This window comes from Amycolatopsis jiangsuensis (assembly GCF_014204865.1).
GTDB classification, from domain to species: Bacteria; Actinomycetota; Actinomycetes; order Mycobacteriales; family Pseudonocardiaceae; genus Amycolatopsis; species Amycolatopsis jiangsuensis.
Genome location: NZ_JACHMG010000001.1, coordinates 576,076 through 601,962, shown reverse-complemented (window position 1 = coordinate 601,962; position 25,887 = coordinate 576,076). Strand labels below are relative to the sequence as shown.

The window sequence follows — 25,887 nt, the reverse complement described above, 5'->3', positions numbered from 1 at the left end:
CCCGCCGACGCATTCTTTCCCGCGGAGGCGGCATCAAACCCTGTCATCGTTTCCCACTTCACCTACGGCGTGGCGAACCCGTGTTCGCCACGCCAGTCGTCCAAAGTCCGCACGAGCGCCGCGAGCTCCCCGCGGAGCTCCTCGGTGCCCTGGTCGAGCCCGGTCCGTCCGGGGCCGACCTTCGGCGTGAACGGCTCCCCGACGAGGAGGTCCACGCGGGGGCGCCAGCGCCGGCGGCCGTCCGCCGGTTTGCGCGTGCCCCTGGTCGCGATCGGCAGCACCGTGGCGCCGGTGGCGCGCACGAGCCACGCCGCACCGCGTTCGGCCGCACCGACGTCACCCTCGCCGCGGGTGCCTTCCGGGAAGACACCCACCACGCCACCCGCTTTGAGCACACCCACGGCGGTCATCAGGGGGGCGCGGTCGATCTCGCCCCGGCGTACCGGGATCTGCCCGATCGCCCGGAGGAACCAGCCACCCACCCCGGTGAACAGCTCGGCCTTGGCAAGGAACGCGCTGCGCCGCGGCAGCATTCCGATGATCAGCTGCGGATCGACGTTGGAGCTGTGGTTCCCGATCACCACGACCGGCCCGTCGGCGGGCACGCGGGCACGCCCGTGCACGTGGATCCGGAACGCCGGACGCAGATAGTACCGGCCGGAGAACCGCCCGATGTCGTGCAGGAGTCCGTTCGCGCCCTCGGGAAGGGCGCCGCTCACGAGCCGACCTCGGCCTCAGCCGGGCACCCGGCCAGCAGGCCACGCCGGCAGGCCAGCTCGGACAGCGCCACGATCACCTGGTCGATCGTGAGTTCGGAGGTGTCCACCGGCACCGCGTCCTCGGCCGCGCGCAGCGGCGAGGCGGCGCGGCTGGAGTCGAGCCGGTCGCGCCGCTCCACGGATTCGCGCGCGTCCGCCACGCTGGTGCGGCGGCCGGCGGCGCTGTCCTGGGTGTTCCGGCGAGCGGCGCGGATCTCGGCCGACGCGGTGAGGTAGACCTTGAGCGGGGATTCGGGGGCGACCGTGGTGCCGATGTCGCGGCCTTCGACCACGATGCCGCCGGTCTCGGCGAGCACGTCGGCGATGATCCGGCGCTGGCGGGCGACCAGCAGCTCGCGGACCTGCGGTACCGCCGACACCGCGGACACCGCGCCGGTGACCTCGGGGCCGCGGATCTCCGCGGCCACGTCCTGACCGGCGAGCCGGACCTCGGGGCGTTCCGGATCGGTGCCGATGGCGAACTCGGCGTCGTGGGCGAGGTGCCCGACCGCCTCCGCGTCGCCGGGGTCCGTTCCCGAGCGCAGCACGGCGAGCGTGACCAGGCGGTACATCGCGCCGGTGTCGAGGTAGCCCGCGCTCAGCCGGCCGGCGAGGGTGCGCGCCACCGTGGTCTTGCCGGTTCCGGACGGCCCGTCCAGCGCCACCACCCCGCGTAGGGCTCCGGTCACCGATTCACTCCTCGCGTCGTCCTGGTCGTCGGCCACCGCTCATTCTGCCCGGCGTGCGTGCCGGCCGGTCAGCCGGGCGTCCCGGCGAACCGCGTGACGAGCAGCGCCAGCCGCTCCGCGCGGTATCCCGGCGGCTGGCGCCCGCCGCGGTCCAGCGTGACCAGGCCGTGCAACGCCGCCCAGAACACCTCGGTGAGCGTTCCGGAATCCAGATCCCCCGCGGTCGGAGCGAGCACCTCCCGCAGGGTCTCGAAGCCCGTGCGAAGGATCGGCGGCGTGTCGTCCGCGCCGAACGGCAGATCGGTCGCGAGCGTGAACATCGCGTCGTACAGCGCCGGCTTCTCGTCCGCGAACGACAGGTAGGCCTCCGCCACCGCCCGCACCCCGCCTTGACGGGCCGCGGCGATCTGTTCGGCGAACTCGGTGAAGCCCTCCAGCGCGGCGGCACGCATGATCGCGTCCTTGCCCGTGAAGTGGCTGTAGAGCACCGGCTGGCTGTACTCGATGACCGCGGCCAGCCTGCGGGTGGTGACCGCCTCCCATCCCTCCGCCTCGGCGAGTTCGCGTGCCGCGGACACGATCCGCTGTTCTCGTTCCGCCCGGTCCCGTTCCCGGCGCAGTCGCTGGCCCATGACCCGATACTAGCACTGCTAGACAATCTAGCGTCGCTAAGTTAGCGTTGACAGAATTCCTAGCGTTGCTAGTTACCAGGGGAGAGAATCATGATCGTCACCGCGTACGTGCTCGCCGGTGTCATCGCCGCCGGCATCATCTACATCGGCATCACCTACCTGCTGACCCCGGAGAAGGCCGCCGCGACGTTCGGGCTGCCGGTGCTGCCGGCCGGGAGCACGGCGTTCTTCCGGATCAAGGGCGACCGGGATGTCGCGTCCGGCCTTGCGCTCGGGGCGGCGATGCTCGCCGGCAGCCCGCAGGTGGTGGGCTGGATCGTGCTGGCCGAGTCGTTCGCCGCGTTCAGCGACATGCTGATCGTGCTGCGGTACCGGGGGAAGCGGGCACTCGCGTTCGGCGTGCACGGGGCGACCGGCCTGGTCATGGTGGCGATCGCGCTGACGCTGGTGCTGGCGTGAACCTGCCGGGGGAACTCCTCGAAACGGACAATCGGCGGATGGGTTACCGTGGCGGGTGTGAACGTCGAAGTCACCCCCCTTCCCGGCATCGGTGTCCGCAAAGACTTCGCCACCCGTGGCGGACGGCGCATCGGCGTCGTCACCCAGCGGGACGGCAAGATCGAGCTGATCGTGTCCAAATCGGACGATCCGGATGCCTGTCTCGCCTCGCTGCCGCTGAGCGCGGAGGAGGCCGGCGCGCTGGCCAACCTGCTCGGTGCGCCGCAGCTGGTGGCGCAGCTCAACGAGGAGCACCGCGAGCTGCCGGGCATCAACACCAAGCAGCTGCCGATCACCGAGAACAGCCCGTTCGACGGCCGCACGCTCGGCGACACCGCGATGCGCACGCGCACCAGCGTGTCGATCGTCGCGGTCATGCGGGCCGGCCAGGTGCACCCCTCCCCCACGCCGGACTTCCTGTTCACCGCGGGTGATCTGCTGGTCGTGGTCGGCACCTCGGAAGGTCTCGAGGCCGCCGCCAAAATCCTGAAGCACGGCTGATGGATCACACCGCGCTGTCGCTGATCGAGCTCGGTGCCGTCTTCTTCGCACTCGGGGTGCTCGGCAGGCTGGCCGGCCGGATCGGACTCTCCCCGATCCCGCTGTACCTGCTGGGTGGCCTGTGCTTCGGGTCCGGCGGCCTGATCCCGCTCACCGACATCGGCGATTTCACCCATCTGGCCAGCGAGATCGGCGTGGTGCTGCTGCTCCTGCTGCTCGGGCTGGAGTACTCCGCGGCCGAACTGTTCACCGGGCTGCGCCGTTCGTGGACGGCCGGGCTGCTGGACATCGTGCTCAACGCCGCGCCGGGCGCCGCGGTCGCGCTGCTGCTGGGCTGGGGCCCGATCGGCGCGATCGTGATGGCAGGCGTCACCTACATCTCCTCGTCCGGGATCATCGCGAAGGTGCTCGGCGACCTCGGCCGGCTCGGTAACCGGGAAACGCCGGTGGTGCTGTCCATCCTGGTGTTCGAGGACCTGGTGATGGCGCTGTACCTGCCGATCCTCACCGCGATCCTCGGCGGGGTCAGCCTGCTGGGCGGGCTCGAGGCGGTCGGCATCTCGCTGCTGGTGATCACCGTGGTGCTGGTGATCGCGCTCAAGTTCGGCCGCTACGTCTCCGCGCTCGTGGACAGCGACGACCGCGAGGTGTTCCTGCTGAAGATCCTCGGCGCGGCCCTGCTGGTCGCCGGCCTCGCCTCGGCGATGCAGGTGTCCGCCGCGGTGGGCGCGTTCCTGCTCGGCATCGCGGTGTCCGGGTCGACCGCGCACAACGCGACCCGGCTGCTGGAACCGTTGCGGGACCTGTTCGCCGCGGTGTTCTTCGTGGTGTTCGGCCTCAACACCGACCCGAAGTCGATCCCGCCGGTGCTGGGCTGGGCGGTGGTGCTCGCCGTGGCGACCACGCTCACCAAGGTCGGCACGGGCTGGTGGGCCGCGCGCCGGCAGAACATCGGGAAGCTGGGCCGCGCCCGCGCCGGTGCGGCGCTGGTCGCCCGCGGGGAGTTCTCCATCGTGATCGCCGGCCTCGCCGTCACCGCCGGCGCGGTCGACGGGGAACTCGCCGCGCTCGCCACCGCGTACGTGCTCCTGATGGCGGTGCTCGGCCCGACCGCCGCCCGCGTCGTGGAGCCGATCGCGAAGGCCCTGCAGCGCAAGCGCAAGCCCCCGGCCGAACCGGAACCGAAGACCGAAGCCGCCAAGACCGAGGCCGACAGCCAGCCGGTCACCGGCAGCTGAGCCCGCGGATCACCGCAGATCGCCACTCGCCCGCCCGGCGACGTGTGCCAGCGGACCGGCCGGGAGCCGGTCCGCCCGCGGCCCGGCCGGCACCGCGCCGGCCAGCGGGATCCGCACGGAGGTCTTCGCCAGGTCGAGCGAGAGCTTCGGGAGGTTCGCCGGTGGGGTGATGAAGTCGATGTCGGTGCCGCCGATGACCAGCGCGAGCCGGTGCCCCGCCGGGACGACGTGGTCGGTGCTGGCCAGCCGGAACGTCATGGAGTACGGCGTGCCCGGCGTCAGCGGGGATTCCTCGCTGAGCGACTGGTGGTTGGCCAGGTCGGCCCAGCCGCGGCTGACGATCGTGTAGTCCACGTCCGCGATGTCCGCGCTGGTCGTCTTGTAACAGGCGTCGTCCCCGGTGGCGTTCTCCCCCCAGCAGGTCTCGTCGCTGCCGGTCGTGATGCCCTCGCCACCGGCAGAGAAGTTGCGGATCTTCGCCGGGCCGTAATCCACGAGCATCGCGGACAACCGCGCCGAGTCGGTGCTCGGCGTCGCGGTCACGGTGACCGACGAGGTGCCGGAAACCTGCACCGGCGACGACAGCGCGCCGGTGCTGTAGAGCACCCGGTCCGCGGAGGTCTCCGACGGGTTCGCCGCCCAGGCGTCCTCACCGGTCTTCGCCCGGTCGGTGAACGACGCGGTACCGGACCCGGCGCCGGTGCCCAGCGTCCCGATCCCTGGCGTGCTGCCCGCCTGCAGGTTCAACGTGGTCTCCGACGCGTCCTTCGCCGGGTACGCCGGCTGGTCCGCCCACTGGTCGGGCTCGCGCTCGACGGTGGCCACCGGTTCCTTCTCGATGCCGTTGTCGATGTCCAGCAGGTAGTGGTCGAACCAGCGGTGCAGGGTGTCCACCCATTCGGTGCGCCGGTAGTCGAACGGGTCCACGTGCCCGGTCTGCGACAGCCAGATCTTGCGCTGCACCCCGGCGGCCGCGAGCCCGTCCCACCACTGGCCGAAGTTGATCGTCTTCACGTTCAGGTCGTTGACGCCGTGCGAGACGAACACGCTGGCGTGCACATTCTTCGCCTGCGCCGCGTAGTCCCGCTCGGCCCACAGCGGGCCGTAGTCGCCGTTCTGCGTGGCGCCGTCGGCGAGCTTCTTGTTCTGCGCGGAACAGTCCTGGCCGCCGTTGCGGTTTTCGACGGTCTGCGCGAGCCCGTCCGGGTCGAAGCCGAAGGTCGCGCCGTCGGAGCGGTAGTAGTCGTACCAGGAGCTGATCGCGGAGATCGGCACGATCGTCTTGAGCCCGTCCACCCCGGTGGCGGCGACGCCGTTGGCGATCGTGCCGTCGTAGGACTTGCCGATCATGCCGACGTTGCCGGTGCTCCAGTCCGCACTCACCGCGCTGCCGCCGGATTTCGCGCTGTAGGCGGTGGCGCGGCCGTTGAGCCAGTCGATCACCGTCTTCGCGGACGTGACGTCGGACTTCCCGCCGACGTCGACGCAGCCGGTCGACCGGTTGGTGCCGGCCAGGTCCACCAGCACCACCGCGTACCCGCGCGGGACGAAGTAGTTGTCGTAGTAGAGCGGGAACCCGACCGGACGGCCCTGGTCGTCGTAGGTCTTGAACTCGGTTTCGTTGCCTCGCCCGACCGAGGAGTAGTACGGACTGGCGTCCATGATCACCGGTACCTTCCCGCCCGAGGCGGCGGGTTCGGCGGGACGCACGATGTCCGCGGCGACCCGGTCGGTGACACCGTCTCCGTCCCCGTCGCGGCCGATGTCGACCCACACCGTCTCGCGGATCGCCCCGGCGAAGTCGTACTGCGGCTCGGTGGCCGCCGCAGCCGTGGCCGGGGTGGCCACCAGCCCGGCCGCGAGCACCGCGGCCACGCAGAATCCGGCACGCACGCGCATTCCCTCGCCTCCCAGCGATCTCGGATGATGCTCACGCTAGGAGTGCGCCGGCCCGGCCACCACGGCGGAAAGTGGGGTCTTGCCCGGCGGGCCCGGTGGAGGTGCCCGCCGGTCCGGCTCAGAGACCGACGTTGCGGTACAGCGAACCGACCTCGCCGCGGTTGAGCCGGCGGATCGTGCCCGGACGCTGGCTGCCGAGCTGGACGTCCCCGACCGCGGTGCGCACGAGTTTGCGCACCGGATGCCCGGCCGAGGCGAGCAGCCGGCGCACGATGTGCTTGCGGCCCTCGTGGATCACCAGTTCCACCATGGTCCGGCCGGAGTGCATGTCCTTGACCCGGAACTGGTCGACCTTGACGATCCCGTCCGGCAGCTCCCAGCCGGATCGCAGCTGCTTGCCCAGACCGCGCGGGACCAGGCCCTCGACCTCGGCGAAGTAGGTCTTGAGCACGCGGTAGGACGGGTGCATCAGCCGGTGCCCGAGATCGCCGTCGTTGGTGAGCAGCAGCATGCCCTCGGTGTTCTCGTCGAGCCTTCCGACGTGCACCACGCCGGGCGTCTCCTCCCAACGGCCGCGCAGGTAGTCCCCGACGCACGGGCGGCCCCGGTCGTCGGACATGGTGGAGTGCACGCCCTTGGGCTTGTTGAACGACAGGTAGACCAAGTCGTCGCGCAGGTTGACCCGCGTGCCGTCGACGTGGATCACCGCCTCGTCCGGATGCACGCGGCGGCCCAGCTCGGTGACCACCGCGCCGTCCACCTCCACCCGGCCGGCCTCGATCAGGTCCTCGGCCGCGCGGCGGGACGCGATGCCCGCCTGCGAAAGGACCTTCTGCAGCCGGACGCCGTCGGGATGTTGCTCAGATGTCATCGATGGAGTCCACTTCGGGTAGCAGCGGAGCGATCGGGGGCAGGTCGTTCAGCGACGACAGCCCCAGCCGCTCCAGGAACAGCTCGGTCGTCACGTAGAGCGTGCCGGTCGTCTCCGGATCGGTGCCCATCTCCTCGATGAGCCCCCGCGCCAGAAGGGTCCGGATCACGCCGTCCACGTTCACGCCACGCACCGCCGCGACCCGCGCACGGGTCACCGGTTGCCGGTACGCGATCACGGCGAGGCTCTCCAGCGCGGCCCTGGTCAGCTTCGACCGCTGGCCGTCCAGCAGGAGCTTCTCCACGAACGGGGCGTAGGTGTCCCTAGTGTAGAACCGCCACCCCTCACCGACGCGCCGCAGGTCGATCCCGCTGGCCCGCTCGGTGAACTTCTGCGCCATGGTCGACAGCGCGACGGTCACCCTGGCCACCGGCTGCTCGAGCGTTTCCGCCAGGCTCTCCTCCGCGGCCGGCGAATCGACCACGAGCAACAGCGCCTCGAGCGCGGCCTCCAGCGCCTCGTCGTCCTCGATCGCGGGCAGGCCGCTGTCCTCGGCGTCCTCGACGTTCTCCTCGCCGGACGCGTGGCCGGTCGCGTCGCCGGTCGGGAGGACGGACTCGGGCACAGGAGCGGATCCGGGTCCGTCCTCGACGGCCGGCTCCGCGGTTTCCGGCTCGGCTGCCGGGGTTTCCGGCTCGGCGGCCGCCACCACAGCCTCCGGTTCTTCCGGCGGCTCAGGGTCCCCTTGTGGTGCAACGGTTTCCACCGCGGTCTCGACACCTGCGTCCGCCGGATCCGCAGGGGGCGGGATGTGGTCGTCTTCGGTGCTCACCCGTATTCCTCCTGTTCGGCCGCCGCGCGGTCGTGGGCCGCGGCGGCGGACGCCTCGGCGACCGTGCCGCCGGTCCAGCGGACGTGCAGTTCGGCCAGTGCCTCCAGCTGGTCGAACTGGACGGTCGACTCGCGGTAGAGCTCCAGCAGCGCGAGGAACCGCGCGACGATCTCCACCGTGTGCTCGCAGTCGGCCACCAGTTCCTTGAACGTGGCCTGACCGGACTCGGCGAGCCTCATCCGCAGCAGTGCGGCGTGCTCGCGTACCGACACCCGGCCCATGTGCAGGTGCGCCAGCGACACCGTCGGCGGCGGTTTCGGCCGGAACACCGCCACCGCGATCTCCGCGAACCGCTCCGGTGTGACGCCGAGCATCACCTCGGGCAGCAGCCCGACGTACCGTTCCTCGAGCGCCACCGACCGCGGGTAACGCCGCAGCGCCCCTTGTTCCAGCTCACCGAACAACGCCGCCACCTGCTTGTACGCGCGGTACTGCAGCACCCGCGCGAAAAGCAGGTCCCTGGCCTCGAGCAGGGCGAGGTCGTCCTCGTTCTCCACCTCGGCCGAGGGCAGCAGCCGGGCCGCCTTGAGGTCGAGCAGGGTCGCGGCGATGACCAGGAACTCGGTGGTCTCGTCGAGGTTCCAGTCCGCGCCCAGTGCGCGGGTGTAGGCGATGAAGTCGTCGGTGACCTGGTGCAGCGCCACCTCGGTCACATCGAGCTGGTGCTGGGAGATCAGCTGCAGCAGCAGGTCGAAGGGGCCCTCGAAGTTCTGCAGCCGCACCTTGAACTTCGACGTGCTCAGTTCCTCGGCGAACCCCTCGGGGATGGTGCCGCCGTGCACGGTCTCGTGCACGGCGGGTGCTTCCGGGGGCCCGGCGGCCGCCACGTCCTCGACGGCTTCCGGGGCCGCCGCTTCCGGCTCCGGCTGCACGGCCGATGCCGGTTCGTCCATCAGCCTTCGGCTCCGCCGTCCTCGTCGACCGCACGCAATCGTTGCACCAGCACCGATTCCTCGCCGCGCTGGTCGAGGTCGGCCAGCAGCACGGCGACCGCCTCGCGGACCAGCCTGCCGCGATCGACCACCAGGTCGTGCTTGGCCCGCAGGTTCAGCCGGGCCTGCTCCATCGCGAGCAGTTCCTCACCCGAAACGTAGACGGTGATCTTCGCGTCGTGCTTGGTGCGGCCCGAACCGCTGCGGGTGGCGCCTCGCGTGAGCTGGTCGCCGTCCCGCGGTTTCTTCGCCGGCGGCTCGGCCGGCGCCGGTGCGACGGGGGCCGGGGGCCGTTCGAGTGCGGGGCCGGCGGCGCTGGAGGTGAGGCGGAACAGCTCTGCGGCTCCGGGCAGGGAAGCGCGCCTGCTCACCGAGCGATCACCTCGCGGGCCAGCTGGCGGTACGCCGCCGCGCCGGCGGACTTGGGGGCCCAGGTCGTGATCGGCTCGCCCGCGACTGTCGTCTCGGGGAACCGCACGGTGCGGTTGATCACCGTGTCGAACACGGTGTCGCCGAATGCCTCCACCACGCGAGCCATGACCTCCTTCGAGTGCAGGGTTCTCGGGTCGTACATCGTGGCGAGAATCCCCACTATGTCCAGTTTGGGGTTGAGCCGTTCCTGCACCTTCTCGATCGTGTCGATCAGGAGCGCGACGCCTCGCAGACTGAAGAACTCGCACTCCAGCGGGATGATCACGCCGTCCGCGGCGGTCAGCGCGTTCACCGTCAGCAGGCCGAGCGAGGGCTGGCAGTCGACAAGAACATAGTCGTAGTCGTTCATCACCGGACGAAGGACCCGTAACAACGTGTGCTCGCGCCCTACCTCGGCGACGAGCTGGACCTCCGCCGCGGACAGGTCGATGTTGCTCGGCAGCAGGTCAACGCCGTCGACGCGGGTTTTCCGGAGCACGTCCTCGATCTGCACCGAGCGCTCCATGATCACGTTGTAGACCGTCTGGTCCAGTTCGTGCGGCTGGATGCCGAGTCCGACCGACAGCGCGCCCTGCGGGTCGAAGTCCACGAGCAGCACCCGGCGGCCGCACTCGGCGAGCGCCGCGCCGAGGTTGATGGTCGAGGTGGTCTTGCCGACGCCGCCCTTCTGGTTGCACATGGCGAGCACCCGCGCCGGCCCGTGCCGCTCGAGCGGCGGCGGCTCGGGGACCTCCCGCCACGGCCGTCCGGTCGGCCCGATCCCGCTCTCCGCGCGTTCCTTCGCCCGGGCGCGGGCGCGTTCCGCCCGGGACTTCGGTGCGCGGTCCGGCTCGTCGCCCTCGTGCTCGGCGGGCGTGGCGATCTCCGCGCGGCCCAGGTTCGCCGCGGCCGACCCGGCGGACGCGGCCGGGCGCTCCGGCTGGTTCGGTGTCGGTGTCGGTGTCGACATGGCGGGAAAGCTCCTCTTCGGCGTGGTCCCCGGCAGCCTATGCGGGATTCCGGAGCACCGGCAAAGCGCCGCGCCGGACCGCCGGGGGCGAGTCACCGCAGCGTGCGAACGCCCTTGGCGGTCAGCCGAGTGCGCGCGGATGGGCCGTCGCGTACACCTCGCGCAGAGTTGTGACGGTGACGAGCGTGTACACCTGCGTGGTGGTCACCGACGCGTGGCCGAGCAGCTCCTGCACCACCCGGACGTCCGCCCCGCCTTCCAGCAGATGCGTGGCGAACGAGTGGCGCAGCGTGTGCGGTGAGACGGCAGCCGTGATCCCGGCGCGCTCGGCGGTGTCCTTCAGCACCTGCCACGCGCTTTGACGGGAAAGTCTGCTGCCGCGCGCGTTCAGGAACAGCGCGGAGGTACCTCGTCCGCGCACGGCGAGCCCGGGACGAGCGCGGACGAGGTAGGAGTGCAGCGCTTCCAGCGCGGGGCGGCCGATCGGTACCAACCGCTGCTTGCCGCCTTTGCCGTCCAGCAGCACGGTCCGCTCGTCGTCGTCGACGTCGTCCACGTCGAGCCCGACCGCCTCGGAAATGCGCGCTCCGGTGGAGTAGAGCAGTTCCAGCAACGCACGATCGCGCAGCGGACGTTCGCCGTCCGGCGGCGGAGTGTCGAGCAGCTTGAGCACGTCGGCCACCGGCAGGGCTTTGGGCAGCCGTTTCGCCGCCGCGGGCGGGCGCACGTCGCGGGCCGGATCGTGTTCGGTGATGCCGTCCGCGTGCGCGAATTTGTGCAGGCCGCGCACCGCGACGAGGGCCCGCGCGGCCGAAGAAGCAGCCAGCGGACGGTGTTCGTCGTCGCCCTCGCGCAGCGCGGCGCCGAAGGACGTGACGTGGCCGGGCACCACCTCGGGCAGGCGCTCGACGCCTTCCGCGGTCAGATGGGCGGCGTAACGGCGGAGATCGCGCGCGTAGCTGTCGAGCGTGTTGCGAGCCGTGCCCCGCTCGACCACCAGGTGGTCGAGGTACGCGGCGATCACGTCGGTCACGCCCTGGCTCGTCACGCGGACACTCTAGCTCCGCGGTCCGTGAAGGAGGCCTTCACGGACTACAGGACCGCGCACCGGAGGGGAGGGCGAAGCGTCAGCCTTCGGCGAGCCGCTGGGCGAACCGGCTGGACCGGTCGCGCCACGGTGCGTCGGCCGGGCGGGCCGGTGCGGCGCCGGAGAGCACCGCGTGCGCGGCGAGCACTCCGGACACCGTGGCGCCGTTAACCAGCTCGCCGGCCAGCGCCATGCGCACCGCCTCGGCCAGCGGGAATTTCCGCGCCACGAGGTCGGCTTCCTCCTCGCCGAGCAGTTCACGGTCCACTTCGGACAAGTCACGGGCGAGGAAGACCCGCACCACCTCGTCGGTGAAACCGGGCGAGGCGGCCACGTCGACCAGCGTCACCCAGTCACCGGCGGTGAGGCCGGCCTCCTCGACCAGTTCGCGTCGCGCCGAGTCCACCGGGTCCTCCCCCGGCTTGTCGATCAGCCCCGCGGGCAGTTCCCACAACCGGTGCCCGAGCGGGTGCCGGTACTGATGGATCAGGGTGACCTCGTCGTGCTCGTCGAGCGCGAGGATCGCGACCGCCCCGAGGTGCTCCACGACTTCGCGCTTCGCGGTCTTCCCGCCGGGCATCACCACGTCGTCGATGCGCAGCCCGACGACCCGTCCGATGTGGACGACCTCGCTGCCGGCGACGGTGAACTCGTGCTCGCCGGGGGCGCTCACCGGGCGGCCACGGGCGGTTCGGTCAGCGTGACCGGCAGCCGCTCGGCGACCTTGCGGTCCACCACGGCTTTCACGAACGCGCCGAACAGCGGGTGCGGCCGGGTCGGGCGGCTCTTCAGCTCGGGATGCGCCTGCGTGCCCACGAAGAACGGGTGCACGTCCGCGGGCAACTCCACGAACTCGACCAGCCGCTCGTCCGGCGAGGTGCCGGAGAACACCAGCCCCGCCTCGGACAGCTGCTCGCGGTAGGCGTTGTTCACCTCGTAGCGGTGCCGGTGCCGTTCGGACACCTCGGTGCTGCCGTAGGCCCTGGCCACCTGCGAACCGGCCTTGAGCTTCGCCGGATAGGCACCCAGGCGCATCGTGCCGCCCATGTCGCGCTCGCCGGCCACCACGTCGCGCTGGTCGGCCATGGTGGAGATCACCGGATGCCGGGTGCTCTCCTCGAACTCCGCGGAGTTGGCGTCCTCGATCCCGGCCAGGTGCCGGGCCGATTCGATCACCATGCACTGCAGGCCGAGGCACAGGCCGAGCACCGGCACCCCGCGGGTGCGCGCGTACTCGATCGCGCCGACCTTGCCCTCGATGCCGCGGATACCGAACCCGCCGGGGATCAGCACACCGTCCACATCGGACAGCACGGAGGCCGCGCCGGACGCGGTCTGCGCGTCGTCGGAAGCCACCCACTTGATCTCCACCTTGGCCCGGTGCGCGAACCCGCCGGCACGCAGCGCCTCGGTGACCGACAGGTAGGCGTCGGGCAGATCGATGTACTTGCCCACCACGGCGACCCGCACGACCTCGGCCGGGTTGTGCACGCGGTCGAGCAGGTCGCCCCACACCGTCCAGTCGACGTCGCGGAAGGGCAGCCCGAGCCGCCGCACCACGTAGGCGTCCAGCGCCTCGCCGTGCAGCACCTTCGGGATGTCGTAGATCGACCGCGCGTCCGGGCAGGCGATGACCGCCTCGGAGTCCACGTCGCACATCAGGCCGATCTTGCGCTTGAGGTCCTCCGGGATCTCGCGGTCGGCCCGGCAGACCAGCGCGTCGGGCTGGATGCCGATGTTGCGCAGCGCGGCCACCGAATGCTGGGTCGGCTTGGTCTTGAGCTCACCCGAGGGGGCGAGGTAGGGCACCAGCGACACGTGCAGGAAGAAGCAGTGGTCGCGGCCCACGTCGTGGCGCACCTGCCGGATCGACTCGAGGAACGGCAGCGACTCGATGTCGCCGACCGTGCCGCCGACCTCGGTGATCACCACGTCCGGCGTGCTGCCGTGCTCGTCCGGCTCGGCCGCCGCGGTGATCCGCTTCTTGATCTCGTCAGTGATGTGCGGAATGACCTGCACCGTGTCGCCGAGGTACTCGCCGCGCCGTTCCTTGGCGATGACCTCCGAGTACACCTGGCCGGTGGTCACGTTGGCCTTGCCGTCCAGATCGCGGTCGAGGAAGCGCTCGTAGTGCCCGATGTCGAGATCGGTCTCCGCGCCGTCGTCGGTGACGAAGACCTCACCGTGCTGGAACGGGTTCATCGTCCCGGGGTCGACGTTGAGGTACGGATCGAGCTTCTGCATCGTGACGCGAAGCCCGCGCGAGGTGAGCAACTGACCGAGGCTGGACGCCGTCAGCCCCTTACCCAGAGAGGAGGCGACGCCTCCGGTGACAAAGACAAACTTGGTAGCCCGCGACTGAAGTCCCACGGGCCGCCAGCATATCGCACCCGCGCGGAACCGCTCGGCAGCCCGACCGGCAGCGCGTCGCGCTAGGGTGCTCCGCGTGACGGATGCGCACGAAGACCACTGGGCGGCCCCGGTCGCGAACACCCCTCTCGACGCCGCGGTGCGCGTCCCGGGATCGAAGTCGATCACCAACCGCGCGTACGTACTCGCTGCGCTGGCGAGCGCGCCGACCCGTGTGCGCGTGCCTCTCGACTCGCGTGACACCCGGCTCATGCTCGGCGCACTGGCCACCCTGGGTGCGCGGTCCGAGCAGACCGCGGACGGCTTCCTCGTGCACCCGCTCGGCCCGGCCGGAGGCCGCGTCGACGAGGCCACCGTCACAATGGGCAACGCCGGCACCGTCGCGCGGTTCACCCCGGCGCTGGCTGCGCTGGGCAGCGCCGCGGTGCGGTTCGACGGTGACGAGGCGATCCGCCGGCGCCCGATCGGCCCGTTGCTGACCGCGCTGCGACGGCTCGGCGCGCGCATCGACGACGAGGGCCGCGGCGCTCCGCCGTTCACCGTGCACGGCGAAGGGGGGCTTCGCGGCGGCAAGGTCGATCTCGACTCGTCGGCGTCCAGCCAGTTCCTGTCCGCGCTGTTGCTTGCGGGCCCAGCGTTCGACCAGGGCATCACCGTGCGCCTCGTGGGAGACGCGCCGCCCAGCGAGCCGCACATCGCGATGACGCTGGACATGCTGCGCCGCTTCGGTGCCACTGTGGAGCGTGAAGGCAGCGAATTCCACGTCGCACCGTCGAAGCTGTCCTGTCCGGAGTATGTGGTGGAGCCGGACCTTTCCACGGCGGCACCATTCGCTGCCGCCGCAGTGGTGGCCGGCGGCACCGTACGCGTACAGGGCTGGCCGAAGTACACGACGCAGCCGGGTGACTGGCTGCGCAGCCTGCTGCCCGCGCTGGGCGCGAAGGTGACGCTGGACGACAGCGGGCTCACGGTCACCGGCGGATCGGTGATTCCCGGGGTGGAACTCGATCTGCACGAGGTCGGCGAGCTGACTCCGGTCATCGCGGCCATGCTGTGCTTCGCCGAGGGCCCGTCGGCGATCTCCGGCGTGGCGCACCTGCGCGGGCACGAGACCGATCGGCTCACCGCGCTGGCCACCGAGCTGTCCGGGCTGGGCGCGGGCGTGACCGAAACCGGGGACGGGTTGCGCATCACCCCCGCGCCGCTGCACGGCGGGGTGTTCCGCACCTACGACGACCACCGCCTGGTGATGGCCGCGGCAGTGCTGGGCCTGCGCGTGCCCGGGGTCCGGGTGGAGAACCCGGGCACGGTCGGGAAGACCTTTCCGGAGTTCACCGGGACCTGGGACGGTCTGGCCGGCTGAGGGCCAGCCGGCGGACCTCCTCCGCGACCAGCTCCGGTTCGGTGATCGGCACGAGGTGCCCGGAGCGGTGCGCGTACACCTGCCGCCCGTGCGGCGAATTCGCCACGCGATGTGCGTGCGCCGCGTTCGCCTGCGCCCGCACCGCGGCGTTCATCCCGTCCCCCGCACGGCCGCCGGACAAGATCGTCACCGGGATGCCGCGGGGATCCGGTGGCGTGGTTCGCCAGGCGGCCAGCTCGTCGAGGAACGTCCGCGCCTGCTCACCCATCGTGCGCATCACCTGCGGGGTGAAGGCTTCCCGGACGAGGTCGCGCCGCACGTCGTCCGGGACCGCGCGCAGCATCGGGCGGTACAGCGGCTTCAGCAGTCCCACGGAGGCGAGCCCCACGCCGAGGCGCGCGAAGATCCGCTCGTTCCGGCGGAACCGCGGCGAGAACAGCACTTCCGCGGCTTCGTCGGTCGGCTCGACCAGGGCCAGTCCGGCGATGTCCGCGCCGGTGCGCGCAGCGGCGAGCCGGACGATCGGGCCGCCCGCGCTGTGCCCGGCCAGCACGTACGGCCCCGGACCGAAGTGCGCGAGCACCTCGACCAGGTCCGCCGCCATTCGGTCGAGCGTGCGCCCGGCCGGATCCGGGGCACTGCGCCCGAGCCCGGACCGGTCGTAGACCACAGTGCGCGCGAACTCCGCGACCAGTGGCTGCACCAGCCCCCACGACGAACGGCTCGCCGCGGCACCTGCTTCGAACACCACCTTGGGCGCGTCCGCCGGACCGGGCCGCACCATCGCGTGCAGCCACCTCCCGTCCGAGGTGGACAACCACTCCGGAACACCTTGCGTATGCGCCATTCCCGCCCTCCGGACCACCTCTGCCGCCGGTAGCTCCACTGTGGACACGCGTTCGCCATGCACTGGCACGCGGGACCTCACCCGGCCGGACGCTCGTCCTCGCCGTCCGCACCGAAGAGCGCCCGCAAGGTCACCGCGCGGTTGACCCGGACGTGTTCGGCGGCGAGTTCGCGAGCGCGCGCGGCGTCGCCGGAGGCGATCGCCTCGACCAGCCGGCGGTGCTCGCCCAGCAGGTCACTCCAGTGTTCGTTCTGGCTGGTGAGCCAGCGCAGCCTGCCTTCAAGCGGCTGCAGCACGGTGGAGAGCAGTCCGTTGCCCGCGATCGTCACGATCTCGTCGTGCAACCGGCTGTTGAGCGTCGCGATCCGCGCGCCGTCGCCGCGCTGGGTGGCGCGGGCGGCCTCGGCCAGCAGCCGCTCGAGCCGGCGCAGCTGCGGCTTCCCGGCCCGCTCGGCGGCCAGCCCGGCGGCGAGGCTCTCCAGCGCCTCCCGCACGTCGAACAGCTCCTCGACGTCGACCCGCGCGAGCTGACGCACCACGACCCGCCGCGGCGACTGCACGACCAGGAACCCCTCGGCCTCGAGGCTGCGGATCGCCTCGCGCACCGGCACCCTGGACACCCCGAGGTCCTCGGCCAGCTCCCGTTCCACGAGCCGGTCACCCGGCCGCAGCCGGCCGGTCAGGATCCGCTCGCGCAGCTCGTCGCGCACCCGCTGCCGGGTCGCCGCGAACGGCCGGCGGTCGTCGGTGCTGCTCACCGGTCCCCTCTCTCCGCGGACGCCGGCGAGAACACCCGCCCGGCACCGGCGAGTTTATCGCCGGAAGGGTTGACGCGGCGGGACAGCGGGGTGATATTTGGGATACCAAGCTTTGGGATACCAAATCTGCCGGACCGCTGAGCGGAGGCCCGCATGAAAGCCGCCTCGTCCACCGGAACCACCACCAGCCTGCCCGCCGAGCCGGATCCCCGGCTGTGGAACGCCGATCTCGCCCCTGCCGGGAAACGCACCTGGAAGGTCTACGACATCTTCGCGCTGTGGATGTCCGACGTGCACAACCTCGGCAACTACACCTTCGCCGCCGGGCTGTTCGTGCTCGGCCTCTCGGCCTGGCAGGTGCTCACCGCGCTGCTGTTCGGGTTCGTGGTCATCTTCGCCGGGATGAACCTGATGGGCCGGATCGGGCAGCGCACCGGCGTGCCGTTCCCGGTGGTCGCGCGGATCAGCTTCGGCACCTTCGGCGCGAACCTGCCCGCGCTGATCCGCGCGGTGATCGCGATCTTCTGGTACGGCATCCAGACCTACCTCGCCAGCGTCGCCATCACCCTGCTCGTGCTGGCCATCGACCCGGCGCTGAAACCGTGGACCGAGCACAGTTTCCTCGGCCTGCACGCGCTCGGCTGGATCTGCTTCCTCGCGCTGTGGCTGGTGCAGGCGCTCGTGCTGACCCGCGGAATGGAGGCGGTGCGCAAGTTCCAGGACTGGTGCGGGCCGCTGATCTGGGTGGTGATGATCGCGCTCGCGGTCTGGATCCTCGCCGCCGCGCACTGGCGGATCTCCTTCACCGCCAGCCCGCGCTCGCTGCCGGCCGGGGAGCAGGTGCGCCAGTGGTTCGGCGCGGCCGGGCTGATCCTGTCCACCTACGGCACGCTGATGCTCAACTTCTGCGACTTCTCCCGCTTCGCACCGGACCAGAAAACCGTGCGGCGCGGGAACTTCTGGGGCCTGCCGGTCAACTCCTCGGCGTTCGCGCTGCTGTCGGTCATCGTGACCGCGGGCAGCCTGCAGGTCTTCGGCGAGGCGATCACCGACCCGGCCGAACTGCTGGCCCGCGTGCACAGCACCCCGGTCCTCATCATCGGCGCGCTGACCTTCGCGATCGCCACGATGGGAGTGAACATCGTGGCCAACTTCGTCTCCCCCGCCTACGACCTGGCCAACATCTGGCCGAAGCGGATCTCGTTCACCGTCGGCGGGATGATCAGCGCGGTGGCCGCGCTGTGCGTGCTGCCGTGGAAGCTCTACTCGTCGCCGGTGGTGGTCAACTACTTCCTCGGCGGGCTCGGCGCGTTCCTCGGGCCGCTGTTCGGGATCATGGTCGTGGACTATTACCTGGTGCGGCGCGGGAAGGTCGACGTCGGACAGCTGTTCGCGCGTGAGAGCGTCTACCGCAAGGTGAACCCGCGGGCGATGGCGACGTTCCTCCCGTGCGCGGCGCTGTCCGCGGTGATCGCGCTGGTGCCCTTCTTCGCCCCGGCCGCGCCGTACTCCTGGTTCCTCGGCACCACGACCGCCGGGGCGCTCTACTTCGCCGTCTCGTCCCGGCAGCGGAGGGCCGCATGCGCATCCTCGTGACCAACTGCAACACCACCGAGGCGATGACCAAGGAGATCGAGGCCGGGGCCCGCGCGGCCGCGAGCGCGGGTACCGAGGTCTTCGCGCGCACGCCGTCGTGGGGCCCGGAATCCGCGGAGGGCTGGCTCGACAGCTTCCTCTCCGCGGCCGCGGTACTGGACCTGCTGCGGAACATCGACGAGCCGTTCGACGCCGTGGTGATGGCCGGGTTCGGCGAGCACGGCCGGGAGGGTGCGCGGGAGCTGCTGGACGTGCCGGTGGTCGACATCACCGAGGCCGCGGCGCATCTGGCCGGGCTGCTCGGGCGGCGCTACGGCGTGGTCACCACGCTGGACCGCACCTGCGGGCTGATCGAGGACAGCCTGCACAGCGCCGGCGTGGACCGCAACTGCGTCGCGGTGGCCGGAGCGGGGCTGGGTGTGCTGGAGCTCGGTGACGAGGCCCGCACCGAAGCGGCCCTGCTGACCGCCGCCCGCCGGGTGCGGGACTCCGGCGCCGAGGTGCTCGTGCTCGGCTGCGCCGGGATGACCGGGCTCGACCGGCGGATGTCCGCACTGCTCGACGTGCCCGTGGTGGACGGCGTCGCGGCGGCCGTCCGGCTCGCGGAATCCCTGGTCGCGTTGGGCCTGCACACCAGCAGGGCCGGGTCCTACGCCCGGCCGCTGGACAAGCACCGCCAGTGGCCGAGTGGCTGAGGATCAGGCCGAGGCCCGTACCCGCGCCCGCCCGGTCAGCGCCTTGCTCCACGGCACCCGGCGCAGCACCGTCACGATGGCGAAGGTCAGCGCCACCGTGAGCGGATAGATCACGAACGTCGTCCACGGGGCGCCGTAGCGGTCGCCGACGAACGAGATCAGCGGCGCCAGCAGGGCGAGCGCGAGCGGGTGGGACAGGAACACCGCGAACGAGCGGTCCACCGCCCAGGAGACGAACCTCCCGGCCCGCTGCCTGCCCTCGGCCCATCGGCTGCCCGCCAGGTACAGCCCGCAGACCGCGGCGACGATCCACGGCAGCAGGTACGGCCGGTACGCGTCCGCCGCCGACTCCGGCCACACTCCGTGCCGGACGCTGAGGAAGTAGCCGGTTTCGGTGATGACCAGCCCGGCCACGAGCGCGGCCACGACCCAGCGGACGTGCCCGCGCAGCCAGTCGTGCACCGTCTCGAGGTGGACCGCGGTGACCATGCCGAGGACCGAGTAGAACTGGTAGGGCAGCAGGGTGACGAAGAACCGGCTGAGCACGCCGTAGTCGAGGCTTTCCGGTGGATAGCTCAGGAACACCATCACCGCGATCTGCACCACGCCGGACACCGCGAGCACCGGCAGCGGATGGCGCCGGATGAGCCCCACCAGCTTCAGCAGCAGCGGGAACAGCAGGTACACCTGCAGCGTCACGAGCAGGAAGTACAGGTGGTACCAGGCGGTGCCGGTGCCGATCTCGATCAGCAGCGCCCGCAGCTGACCGGACAGCGGGCCCACCGGCTGCGGCGAGGTCAGCATCGAATAAGCCCAGTAGAGCACCGACCAGACCACGTACGGCACCGCGACCAGCGGCACCCGGCGGCGCCAGAACTTCTTCGCCTGCAGCGGCCGGCTCCGGTACTGGAACATCAGCACGAACGTGGTCAGTGCGAAGAACGCCGCACGGGCGAAGTGCAGCGGTACCTCGAACGCGCCGGCGGGCACGTCTTCCGGATAGGTCGTGGCGACCAGCACGTGGATGAAGATCACCACGGCGAAGGTGAGCACCCGGTACAGGTCCAGCTGTCGCAGGTGGGGCGATTTCGCCGCCGGCGCGGGCGCCGGTTCCTCCGCGTGGGCACGCGGCATCTCGGTGGTCGTCATCGTCGAGCCATGCTCCCGGGGTCGTTGGCGATCATCGTGCCAGATTCGCCTGCCAGGCTGTGAATGACCCATGTTCTCGCTGAGGAGAACCTGATGCAGCCTCACCGGGGTGGGATGTCCGGCACACTCGTCCGGATGCTGGGAACCGGCTGGTTTGTACCACGCGAAAATCGGCGGCGACCCGGGGCTCCCGCACCCTCGAAGGGATCCCCGTGCCGCCGCCGATGCGCGGAAGCCGCCGCTCAGTTGCCCTCGGAACCCACCCCGGGTGCGGGAGCCTGTGCGTTGCCTGCGATGCCGTAGCGGCCGGCGGCGCCCTCGAGCTGTTCCTTCAGCGCCAGCAGGGTCGCCACCCGGCCGGCCTGGGAGTCGACGTTGTCCACAGTGGACAGAATCGAGGTCGACGAGGTGTCCGCGCGGACCACGCCGAGCGGCCCGCTGCCCTCGGCCGAACCCGGATCGCCGGCGAGCACCGTGCCCGCCCCGGAGCGGTCGAGCTGCGCGGCGAACCTCGCGATGGAGGCCGCCCGGTCGCCGGCGCCCTCACCGGACTGCTGCGCTCCGGTGAGCACGATCGCCAGCTGCGCGGGCTGCACCCCCTGGCTCGGCTTGACGAACCCCCCGTCGGTGAGCCCGCCGAGCGCCGCGGCCAGCTCGTCCGGGCTGGACTGCGGCTTGGCGCTGCTCTTGTCCAGCAGCAGCACCGATCCCAGCAGCGCGCCGGCGAGCGTGCCGGAATCACCCGCGGTCGGGAACTGCGCCCCGGCAGGCTGCAGCCGGGTCACCACGTCCCGCAGCTGGTCGGCCTTGGCCGGATCAGTGAACGACTCGGTCAACTGCAGCTCCCCGGTCACCGAGGCACCGGACTGGCCGACGAGCTTCTTGAGCGCGTCGCGGTCGGCCGGGCGGGCGTCCTGCGTGGTGACCAATACCACGCTGCGCTTGTCCAGTGCACCGGCCACGATCTTCGGCCCCATCGAACCGGCGAACGCGTCCGCGTCCGACAGCCGGGCGTTCAGCACGTTGCGCTGCGCCTCCAGATCGGACACCTGGGTGCCCAGGTCCTTCTTCTGGTCCGAGAGCCCGGACAGCAGCGAGCCGTTCAGCGCGGTCGAGCCCAGCACCACGCCGACGGCCAGTGCGAGGAAGCACGCGGTGATGGAAACGATGTGGTAGCGCAGGGAAATCACGTGAAGAGCCCCTTCACCCAGGCGGTGAACGTGGACCAGGTGTGCTGGATCCAGTCCAGGTAGACGGAACCGACGTCGGACACGAGCAGTGCGGCGACCACCACGACGACGGCGGCGAGGACGAGCAGCGCGACGGCGCCGAGTGACACCCGGCTGCGGTGCAGCGTGGCGACGGCTTTGCCGTCGACGAGCTTGGTGCCCAGCTTGAGCCGGGTGAGGAAGGTCGAGGGGTTGGACCCGGACCGGCCGTGGTCGAGGAACTCCCGCAGCGTGGCCTGGAAGCCGACGGTGACCACGAGGCTCGCGCCGTGCGCGTCGGCCAGCAGCAGCGCGAGGTCCTCGGCGTTGCCGGACGCGGGGAAGGTGACCGCGCCGATGCCGAGGTCCTGGATCCGCTCGACGCCAGGGGCGTGCCCGTCCGGCTGCGCGGGCACCACGACCTCACCGCCGCCGCGCAGCGTGGCGGTGCCGATGCCGGTCGGGTCGCCGACGACCACGTCCGGGGTGTAGCCCTGCGTGCGCAGGGTGTCCGCGCCGGCGTCCACCCCGATCAGCACCGGACGGTGCTCGCCGAGGTACTTCTTGAGCCGCTTCAGGTCCTCCGCGTGCCCGGTGCCGCCGGCCACGACGAGCACGTGCCGGTCACGGATGGCGACCTTCAGCTCCGGCACGCCCACGCCGTCGAGGATCAGCGTGCGTTCGCGGCGGAGGAATTCGATGGTGTTCGCGGAGAAGGCCTCCAGCTGGGTCGACATCCCGGCCTTGGCCTCGATCATCTGGTCCGCGACACTCTCCGCGGTCTGCTCCACGCCGGTGGCGAGCTGGCGCTCGCCCAGGTACACCGCGCCCTCGTGCACGCGCAGTTTCGTGCCGTCCTTGACCGTGCGCAGCAGCTCGCCGCCCACCGAGTCGATCAGCGGGATCCCCGCCGCGACGAGGATTTCCGGCCCCAGGTTGGGAAACCGCCCGGAGATCGACGGCGAGGCGTTGATCACGGCGGCGACCTCCGCGGCCACCAGCGCGTCGGCGGTGGCACGGTCCAGATCGAGCTGGTCGAGCACGACGACGTCGCCCGCGCTGACCCGGCGCAGCAGCTCCCGCGTGCGGCGGTCGGCCCGCGCGACGCCGGTGATGCCGGGGAGGGCTTCGTGGTTCCGCGCGAGCAAACCGGTGAGCTTCATGTGGCTGATGGTGACAAACTTGTCCCCGGGAGTACCGCCGACGCGCCGAAGCGGACGTGACTCGTTGTGCTGCCGTGCGCTCGCGCCGTGCTCCGGTTCAGGGGCGGCCGCCGGTCGGTTCGTCCGCGAAACCGAGATTCCACCAGGGGCTCGCCGGATCGTTCAGCAGCAGGTGGTGGACCCGCACGGCACTCCGGTAGTGCTCGCCGAACTGTTCCTCGTCCAGCGCCAGCACCCGGCCCAACACGAAACCGGCGGACAGCTGTGCCCATGACTCGTGGTAGCGGCGGGCGAGCGCACCGGCCTCCAGCACCTGCAGTTCGGCGGTGAGCTCGTCGCAGTGCCCGACTGCCAGGCCACGACGCACCAGCTCCAGCACCCGCGCGACGTCCCAGCCGAACGTGCTGCCCACCACCGCGTCCGGCGGCAGTACCGCGTCCGCCCGGAGCCGCTGCTCGTAGCGCACGATCCGGCGGACCGCGTCGACGAGCGCATCCGCTTGCCCGGACAGGTCGTTCTCCGCGCACCAGCTCGCGACCAGCCGTGCCCACGACAGCGGATCGAGCTCCGCACCACCGCGTGTCCGCAGCGCGAGCGCGACCGCCTCCGGGGTGAACCGGCGGCGGTCACCGAGCAACCCGTCGACCGCGGCACGCCAGCCCGCCGTGTCCGTGACGCCCCACCAGTCCCGCAGCCCACGGACTTCGGCGACGTAGTCGTGGTAGCGCGCGTCGAGCAGGTTCCACGGCTCCGCGACGAGGACCGCCTGCGGCACTCCACAGGCGAGCGCCCGCGCGATCGGGCCGTCCAGATGCCCGTAGCTCACTGTGTTGAGCCGCTCGACCTGCTGTTCCACCGCGGTGAGCCGATGCGGGTTGGCGTCGAGCCACGGCTGCACGACGGACGCGTCGACCCGCCATTGCGCGGACGTGCCGCGGTTGAACACCACCTGCTCCCCCGGGCCGAGGCCGCAGGTGGCCCAGTCGAGGTCGCCGCTGAGGAACACCACACCGGCCCCGAGATCGGGCACCGCACCGCGGGTGAAGACCTGCAACGACGGCTCGCCCTCGTGCGCACAACAGATTCGGGCGGGCACCCACACGCGCTCCCGCGCGAGCTGCTCCGCCTGGTCCCGGTGGATCGGCACGAACAGCTCCTCGTCACCGAGGAGCCCGAGGAACCGGTCGAGGTCGCCGTCACGGCACGCCCTCGTCAGCTCGGCCTCGACGTCGACGGCCGCGGCCCAGGTCATACGCGGTGTTCCGTCCTTCCTGATTCCGGACACGAGTGGCCGGCTGACCGGCTCTGGTGCGCGGCCGGTGCTGGTGCCCGGCCGGTGCTGCGGACGGCGCCGGACGCGGGAGCCGATCCGTTCCCGGGGCGCCGCGCCGCGAGCTTCCGACTTTTCGCTCCTGGGTCGGTTTCCGCCTTCCCGCTCCCAGGTCAGCTTCCGGCTCTCAGGTCAGCTTCCGGCTTCCGGCCCTCGGGCCGCTCTCCGGCGCCCGTGAGTGCCGCGGTCTCTCCGGCCACGGGCTCAGGCTTTCTTGGCCCGTTTGCGTTTTGCCGCACCGCCGGCTTTCCCGGCCGGCGCGGCGCTCTTGTCCTTCTCCGCCGCCGCGAGCAGTTCCTCCGCGTGCGCCCGGCCGGTCTCCGTCCCGTCCATCCCGGCCAGCATGCGGGCCAGCTCGCGCACCCGGTCGCCCTGGTCCAGCAGCTGCACGCCACTGCGCGTGACCCCGCCGCTGGTGCCCTTGTCCACCACCAGGTGCTGGTCGGCGAACGCGGCCACCTGCGGCAGGTGCGTGACGACCAGGACCTGGTGGGTGCGGGCGAGCCGGGCGAGCCGGCGGCCGATCTCCACCGCGGCCCGGCCGCCGACGCCGGCGTCCACCTCGTCGAACACCAACGTCTGCACGGTGTCCGCGTGGGCGAGCACGACCTCGATGGCCAGCATCACGCGGGACAGCTCACCACCCGACGCGGCCTTGTGCACCGGCAGCGGCGGCGCGCCGTCGTGCGCGCGCAGCAGCAGTTCGACCTCGTCGACGCCGTCCGGGCCGGCGTGCACCGCGTGCCCGTCGATGGCCAGCGCCTGCTGGTCACCCCGTTCGGCCGGACGCTGTTCGACGGTGACCTCCAGCTCCGCCTGGCCCATCGCGAGACCGGAGAGCTCCTTGGTGATCGCGGTGGCCAGCTCGGCGGCCGCTTTGCCACGCGCCGCGGAGACCTCGGTGGCGTGCCCCACCAGCTGCTGCGCCAGCTCGTCCCGGCGCGCTGCCAGCGCCCCCAGCGCTTCTTCGGAGGTGTCCATCGACTCGAGCCGGCGGCGGGCGTCGTCCGCCCACGCCAGCACCCCGTCGACGTCCGCGGCGTACTTGCGGGTGAGCCGTTTCAGGTCCGCCTGCCGCGCGAGCACCTTCTCCAGCAGCGCCGGATCGGCGTCCAGGTTCTCCACGTAGCCGCCCAGCTCCGCGCCCACGTCGCCGAGCAGCACGGACGCTTCCTCCAGCCGCGGCACGAGGTCGCGCAGTGCGGAGTCCTCGGCGGTGCTCAGCCGGCGCACGGCCTCGCCCACCAGCCCGAGCGCCCCCGGCGCGTCCGGATCGCCGTCCGCGGAACCGGAGACCGCCGCATGGGCCTCGGTCGCCGTCGCCCGCAGCTCGTCGACCGCGGCGAGCCGCTTGATCTGTTCGGTGAGCTCCACGTCCTCGCCCGGTTCCGGGGCGACCGCGTCGATCTCGACCAGACCGTGCTTGAGCAGATCGGCCTGCTGCGCCATCTCCCGGGAACGGGTCGACCGCTCGGTCAGCTCGGCGAGCACGGCCAGCCACTCCGTCCGCGCTTCGCGGTAGGCCGCCAACGGCTCGCCCACGGCGTCGCCGGCGAACCGGTCGATCACCGCGCGCTGCTCGGCCGGACGCAGCAGACGCAGCTGATCGTTCTGCCCGTGCACGGCGATCACCTGCTCGGACAGGTCGGAAAGCACCCCCACCGGCACCGATCGGCCACCCAGATGGGCTCTGGAGCGGCCGTCGACGGCGACCGTGCGCAAGGCGATCACGCTGCCGTCCTCGTCGACGTCCGCGCCCGCGTCGGTGACGATCCGGCTCGCCGCGTCGTCGTCGCCGAGGGTGAACCGGCCCTCGACGAACGCCTTGAGCATTCCGTTCCGCACCTTGGACGCCTCGGCCCGCCCGCCGGAGAGCAGGTGCAGCCCGGTCACCACCATGGTCTTGCCCGCACCCGTCTCACCGGTCACGACGGTGAAGCCCGGGTGCAGTTCGAGCAGGGCTTCCTCGATGACCCCGAGGCCCTGGATGCGCATCTCGGCCAGCACGAGGCCTACCGTAGCGGCCCCCA

The 25,887-nt window shown here is 71.5% G+C and carries 25 protein-coding genes; 6 read left to right on the top strand and 19 right to left on the bottom strand.

What is annotated here, in order from left to right; all coding sequences use genetic code 11:
• Positions 1-62 precede the first annotated feature (62 nt).
• From BJY18_RS02570 to BJY18_RS02560, 3 genes are all read right to left on the bottom strand, one after another.
• Positions 63-719 (bottom strand): lysophospholipid acyltransferase family protein, encoded by a 657-nt coding sequence (locus BJY18_RS02570; RefSeq protein WP_184777348.1) that lies wholly within the window; start codon positions 717-719, stop codon positions 63-65.
• A complete protein-coding gene (gene cmk, locus BJY18_RS02565) occupies positions 716-1,426 on the bottom strand; it encodes a (d)CMP kinase (RefSeq protein ID WP_184784371.1) in 711 nt (236 codons plus the stop codon). Before cmk ends, BJY18_RS02570 begins: the two co-directional genes overlap by 4 nt.
• Before the next feature lie 89 nt (positions 1,427-1,515).
• Positions 1,516-2,079, bottom strand: a complete 564-nt coding sequence (locus tag BJY18_RS02560) for a TetR/AcrR family transcriptional regulator (protein ID WP_184777346.1) — start codon at positions 2,077-2,079, stop codon at positions 1,516-1,518.
• Between the two features lie 90 nt (positions 2,080-2,169).
• Between BJY18_RS02560 and BJY18_RS02555 the strand changes: the two genes are divergently transcribed.
• From BJY18_RS02555 to BJY18_RS02545, 3 genes are read left to right on the top strand one after another with little or no spacing between them, the layout of a single operon-like run.
• On the top strand, positions 2,170-2,538 hold the full coding sequence (locus BJY18_RS02555; RefSeq protein WP_184777345.1) for a DUF4267 domain-containing protein: 369 nt from the start codon (positions 2,170-2,172) through the stop codon (positions 2,536-2,538).
• Between the two features lie 57 nt (positions 2,539-2,595).
• The gene (locus BJY18_RS02550; RefSeq protein WP_184777343.1) at positions 2,596-3,078 is read left to right on the top strand and encodes a cation:proton antiporter regulatory subunit; all 483 of its coding nucleotides are present in this window, start codon (positions 2,596-2,598) and stop codon (positions 3,076-3,078) included.
• Complete coding sequence (locus BJY18_RS02545; RefSeq protein WP_246458745.1) at positions 3,078-4,316, top strand: cation:proton antiporter; 1,239 nt, start codon at positions 3,078-3,080, stop codon at positions 4,314-4,316. The genes BJY18_RS02550 and BJY18_RS02545 overlap by 1 nt, the downstream gene beginning before the upstream one ends.
• A 9-nt stretch (positions 4,317-4,325) precedes the next feature.
• Here BJY18_RS02545 and BJY18_RS02540 read toward each other — a convergent pair whose 3' ends face one another.
• From BJY18_RS02540 to pyrG, 9 genes are all read right to left on the bottom strand, one after another.
• On the bottom strand, positions 4,326-6,215 hold the full coding sequence (locus BJY18_RS02540; protein WP_184777341.1) for a Xaa-Pro dipeptidyl-peptidase: 1,890 nt from the start codon (positions 6,213-6,215) through the stop codon (positions 4,326-4,328).
• A gap of 118 nt (positions 6,216-6,333) precedes the next feature.
• Positions 6,334-7,086, bottom strand: a complete 753-nt coding sequence (locus tag BJY18_RS02535; protein ID WP_184777339.1) for a pseudouridine synthase — start codon at positions 7,084-7,086, stop codon at positions 6,334-6,336.
• Positions 7,076-7,918 (bottom strand): SMC-Scp complex subunit ScpB, encoded by an 843-nt coding sequence (gene scpB, locus BJY18_RS37680; protein WP_184777337.1) that lies wholly within the window; start codon positions 7,916-7,918, stop codon positions 7,076-7,078. The genes BJY18_RS02535 and scpB overlap by 11 nt, the downstream gene beginning before the upstream one ends.
• Positions 7,915-8,871, bottom strand: a complete 957-nt coding sequence (locus BJY18_RS02525; protein WP_221457516.1) for a segregation and condensation protein A — start codon at positions 8,869-8,871, stop codon at positions 7,915-7,917. The genes scpB and BJY18_RS02525 overlap by 4 nt, the downstream gene beginning before the upstream one ends.
• Positions 8,871-9,281 (bottom strand): cobyrinic acid a,c-diamide synthase, encoded by a 411-nt coding sequence (locus BJY18_RS02520; protein WP_184777335.1) that lies wholly within the window; start codon positions 9,279-9,281, stop codon positions 8,871-8,873. Before BJY18_RS02520 ends, BJY18_RS02525 begins: the two co-directional genes overlap by 1 nt.
• Positions 9,278-10,291, bottom strand: a complete 1,014-nt coding sequence (locus BJY18_RS02515) for a ParA family protein (protein ID WP_184777333.1) — start codon at positions 10,289-10,291, stop codon at positions 9,278-9,280. Before BJY18_RS02515 ends, BJY18_RS02520 begins: the two co-directional genes overlap by 4 nt.
• A gap of 121 nt (positions 10,292-10,412) precedes the next feature.
• Complete coding sequence (gene xerD, locus BJY18_RS02510) at positions 10,413-11,315, bottom strand: site-specific tyrosine recombinase XerD (RefSeq protein WP_184784369.1); 903 nt, start codon at positions 11,313-11,315, stop codon at positions 10,413-10,415.
• 103 nt (positions 11,316-11,418) lie between these two features.
• A complete protein-coding gene (locus BJY18_RS02505; RefSeq protein ID WP_184777332.1) occupies positions 11,419-12,051 on the bottom strand; it encodes an NUDIX domain-containing protein in 633 nt (210 codons plus the stop codon).
• Positions 12,048-13,748 carry a CTP synthase gene (gene pyrG / locus BJY18_RS02500; protein ID WP_184777330.1) on the bottom strand — a complete coding sequence of 567 codons (1,701 nt, stop codon included), beginning with the start codon at positions 13,746-13,748 and terminating at the stop codon, positions 12,048-12,050. The genes BJY18_RS02505 and pyrG overlap by 4 nt, the downstream gene beginning before the upstream one ends.
• Before the next feature lie 76 nt (positions 13,749-13,824).
• Here pyrG and aroA point away from each other — a divergent pair, with 76 nt between their 5' ends.
• Positions 13,825-15,111: a 3-phosphoshikimate 1-carboxyvinyltransferase gene (gene aroA, locus BJY18_RS02495; protein WP_184777328.1), complete on the top strand. Its 1,287-nt coding sequence runs from the start codon at positions 13,825-13,827 to the stop codon at positions 15,109-15,111.
• On the opposite strand, the gene BJY18_RS02490 is transcribed toward aroA, so the two are convergent.
• The gene (locus tag BJY18_RS02490) at positions 15,080-15,958 is read right to left on the bottom strand and encodes an alpha/beta fold hydrolase (protein WP_184777326.1); all 879 of its coding nucleotides are present in this window, start codon (positions 15,956-15,958) and stop codon (positions 15,080-15,082) included. The two genes, aroA and BJY18_RS02490, sit on opposite strands and share 32 nt — an antisense overlap.
• Positions 15,959-16,035: 77 nt before the next feature.
• Positions 16,036-16,716 (bottom strand): GntR family transcriptional regulator, encoded by a 681-nt coding sequence (locus tag BJY18_RS02485; RefSeq protein WP_184777324.1) that lies wholly within the window; start codon positions 16,714-16,716, stop codon positions 16,036-16,038.
• A gap of 153 nt (positions 16,717-16,869) precedes the next feature.
• Between BJY18_RS02485 and BJY18_RS02480 the strand changes: the two genes are divergently transcribed.
• Together BJY18_RS02480 and BJY18_RS02475 are read left to right on the top strand one after the other, a co-directional pair.
• Entirely contained in the window at positions 16,870-18,312 is a 1,443-nt protein-coding gene (locus BJY18_RS02480) for an NCS1 family nucleobase:cation symporter-1 (RefSeq protein WP_184777322.1), read from the top strand.
• Complete coding sequence (locus tag BJY18_RS02475) at positions 18,297-19,007, top strand: aspartate/glutamate racemase family protein (RefSeq protein WP_184777321.1); 711 nt, start codon at positions 18,297-18,299, stop codon at positions 19,005-19,007. Before BJY18_RS02480 ends, BJY18_RS02475 begins: the two co-directional genes overlap by 16 nt.
• A gap of 3 nt (positions 19,008-19,010) precedes the next feature.
• Here BJY18_RS02475 and BJY18_RS02470 read toward each other — a convergent pair whose 3' ends face one another.
• The 5 genes from BJY18_RS02470 to recN all read right to left on the bottom strand — a co-directional run bounded on the left by BJY18_RS02470 (position 19,011) and on the right by recN (position 25,864).
• Positions 19,011-20,156: an acyltransferase gene (locus tag BJY18_RS02470; RefSeq protein ID WP_184777318.1), complete on the bottom strand. Its 1,146-nt coding sequence runs from the start codon at positions 20,154-20,156 to the stop codon at positions 19,011-19,013.
• Positions 20,157-20,398: 242 nt separating this feature from the next.
• Positions 20,399-21,346, bottom strand: coding sequence for a copper transporter (locus BJY18_RS02465; RefSeq protein ID WP_184777316.1), 948 nt, complete (start codon positions 21,344-21,346; stop codon positions 20,399-20,401).
• Positions 21,343-22,527: a putative cytokinetic ring protein SteA gene (steA, locus tag BJY18_RS02460; RefSeq protein WP_184777314.1), complete on the bottom strand. Its 1,185-nt coding sequence runs from the start codon at positions 22,525-22,527 to the stop codon at positions 21,343-21,345. The genes BJY18_RS02465 and steA overlap by 4 nt, the downstream gene beginning before the upstream one ends.
• Before the next feature lie 97 nt (positions 22,528-22,624).
• Positions 22,625-23,779, bottom strand: a complete 1,155-nt coding sequence (locus tag BJY18_RS02455) for a DUF1266 domain-containing protein (RefSeq protein ID WP_184777312.1) — start codon at positions 23,777-23,779, stop codon at positions 22,625-22,627.
• A 282-nt stretch (positions 23,780-24,061) separates the two neighbouring features.
• Positions 24,062-25,864: a DNA repair protein RecN gene (gene recN, locus BJY18_RS02450; RefSeq protein WP_184777310.1), complete on the bottom strand. Its 1,803-nt coding sequence runs from the start codon at positions 25,862-25,864 to the stop codon at positions 24,062-24,064.
• Positions 25,865-25,887 lie beyond the last annotated feature (23 nt).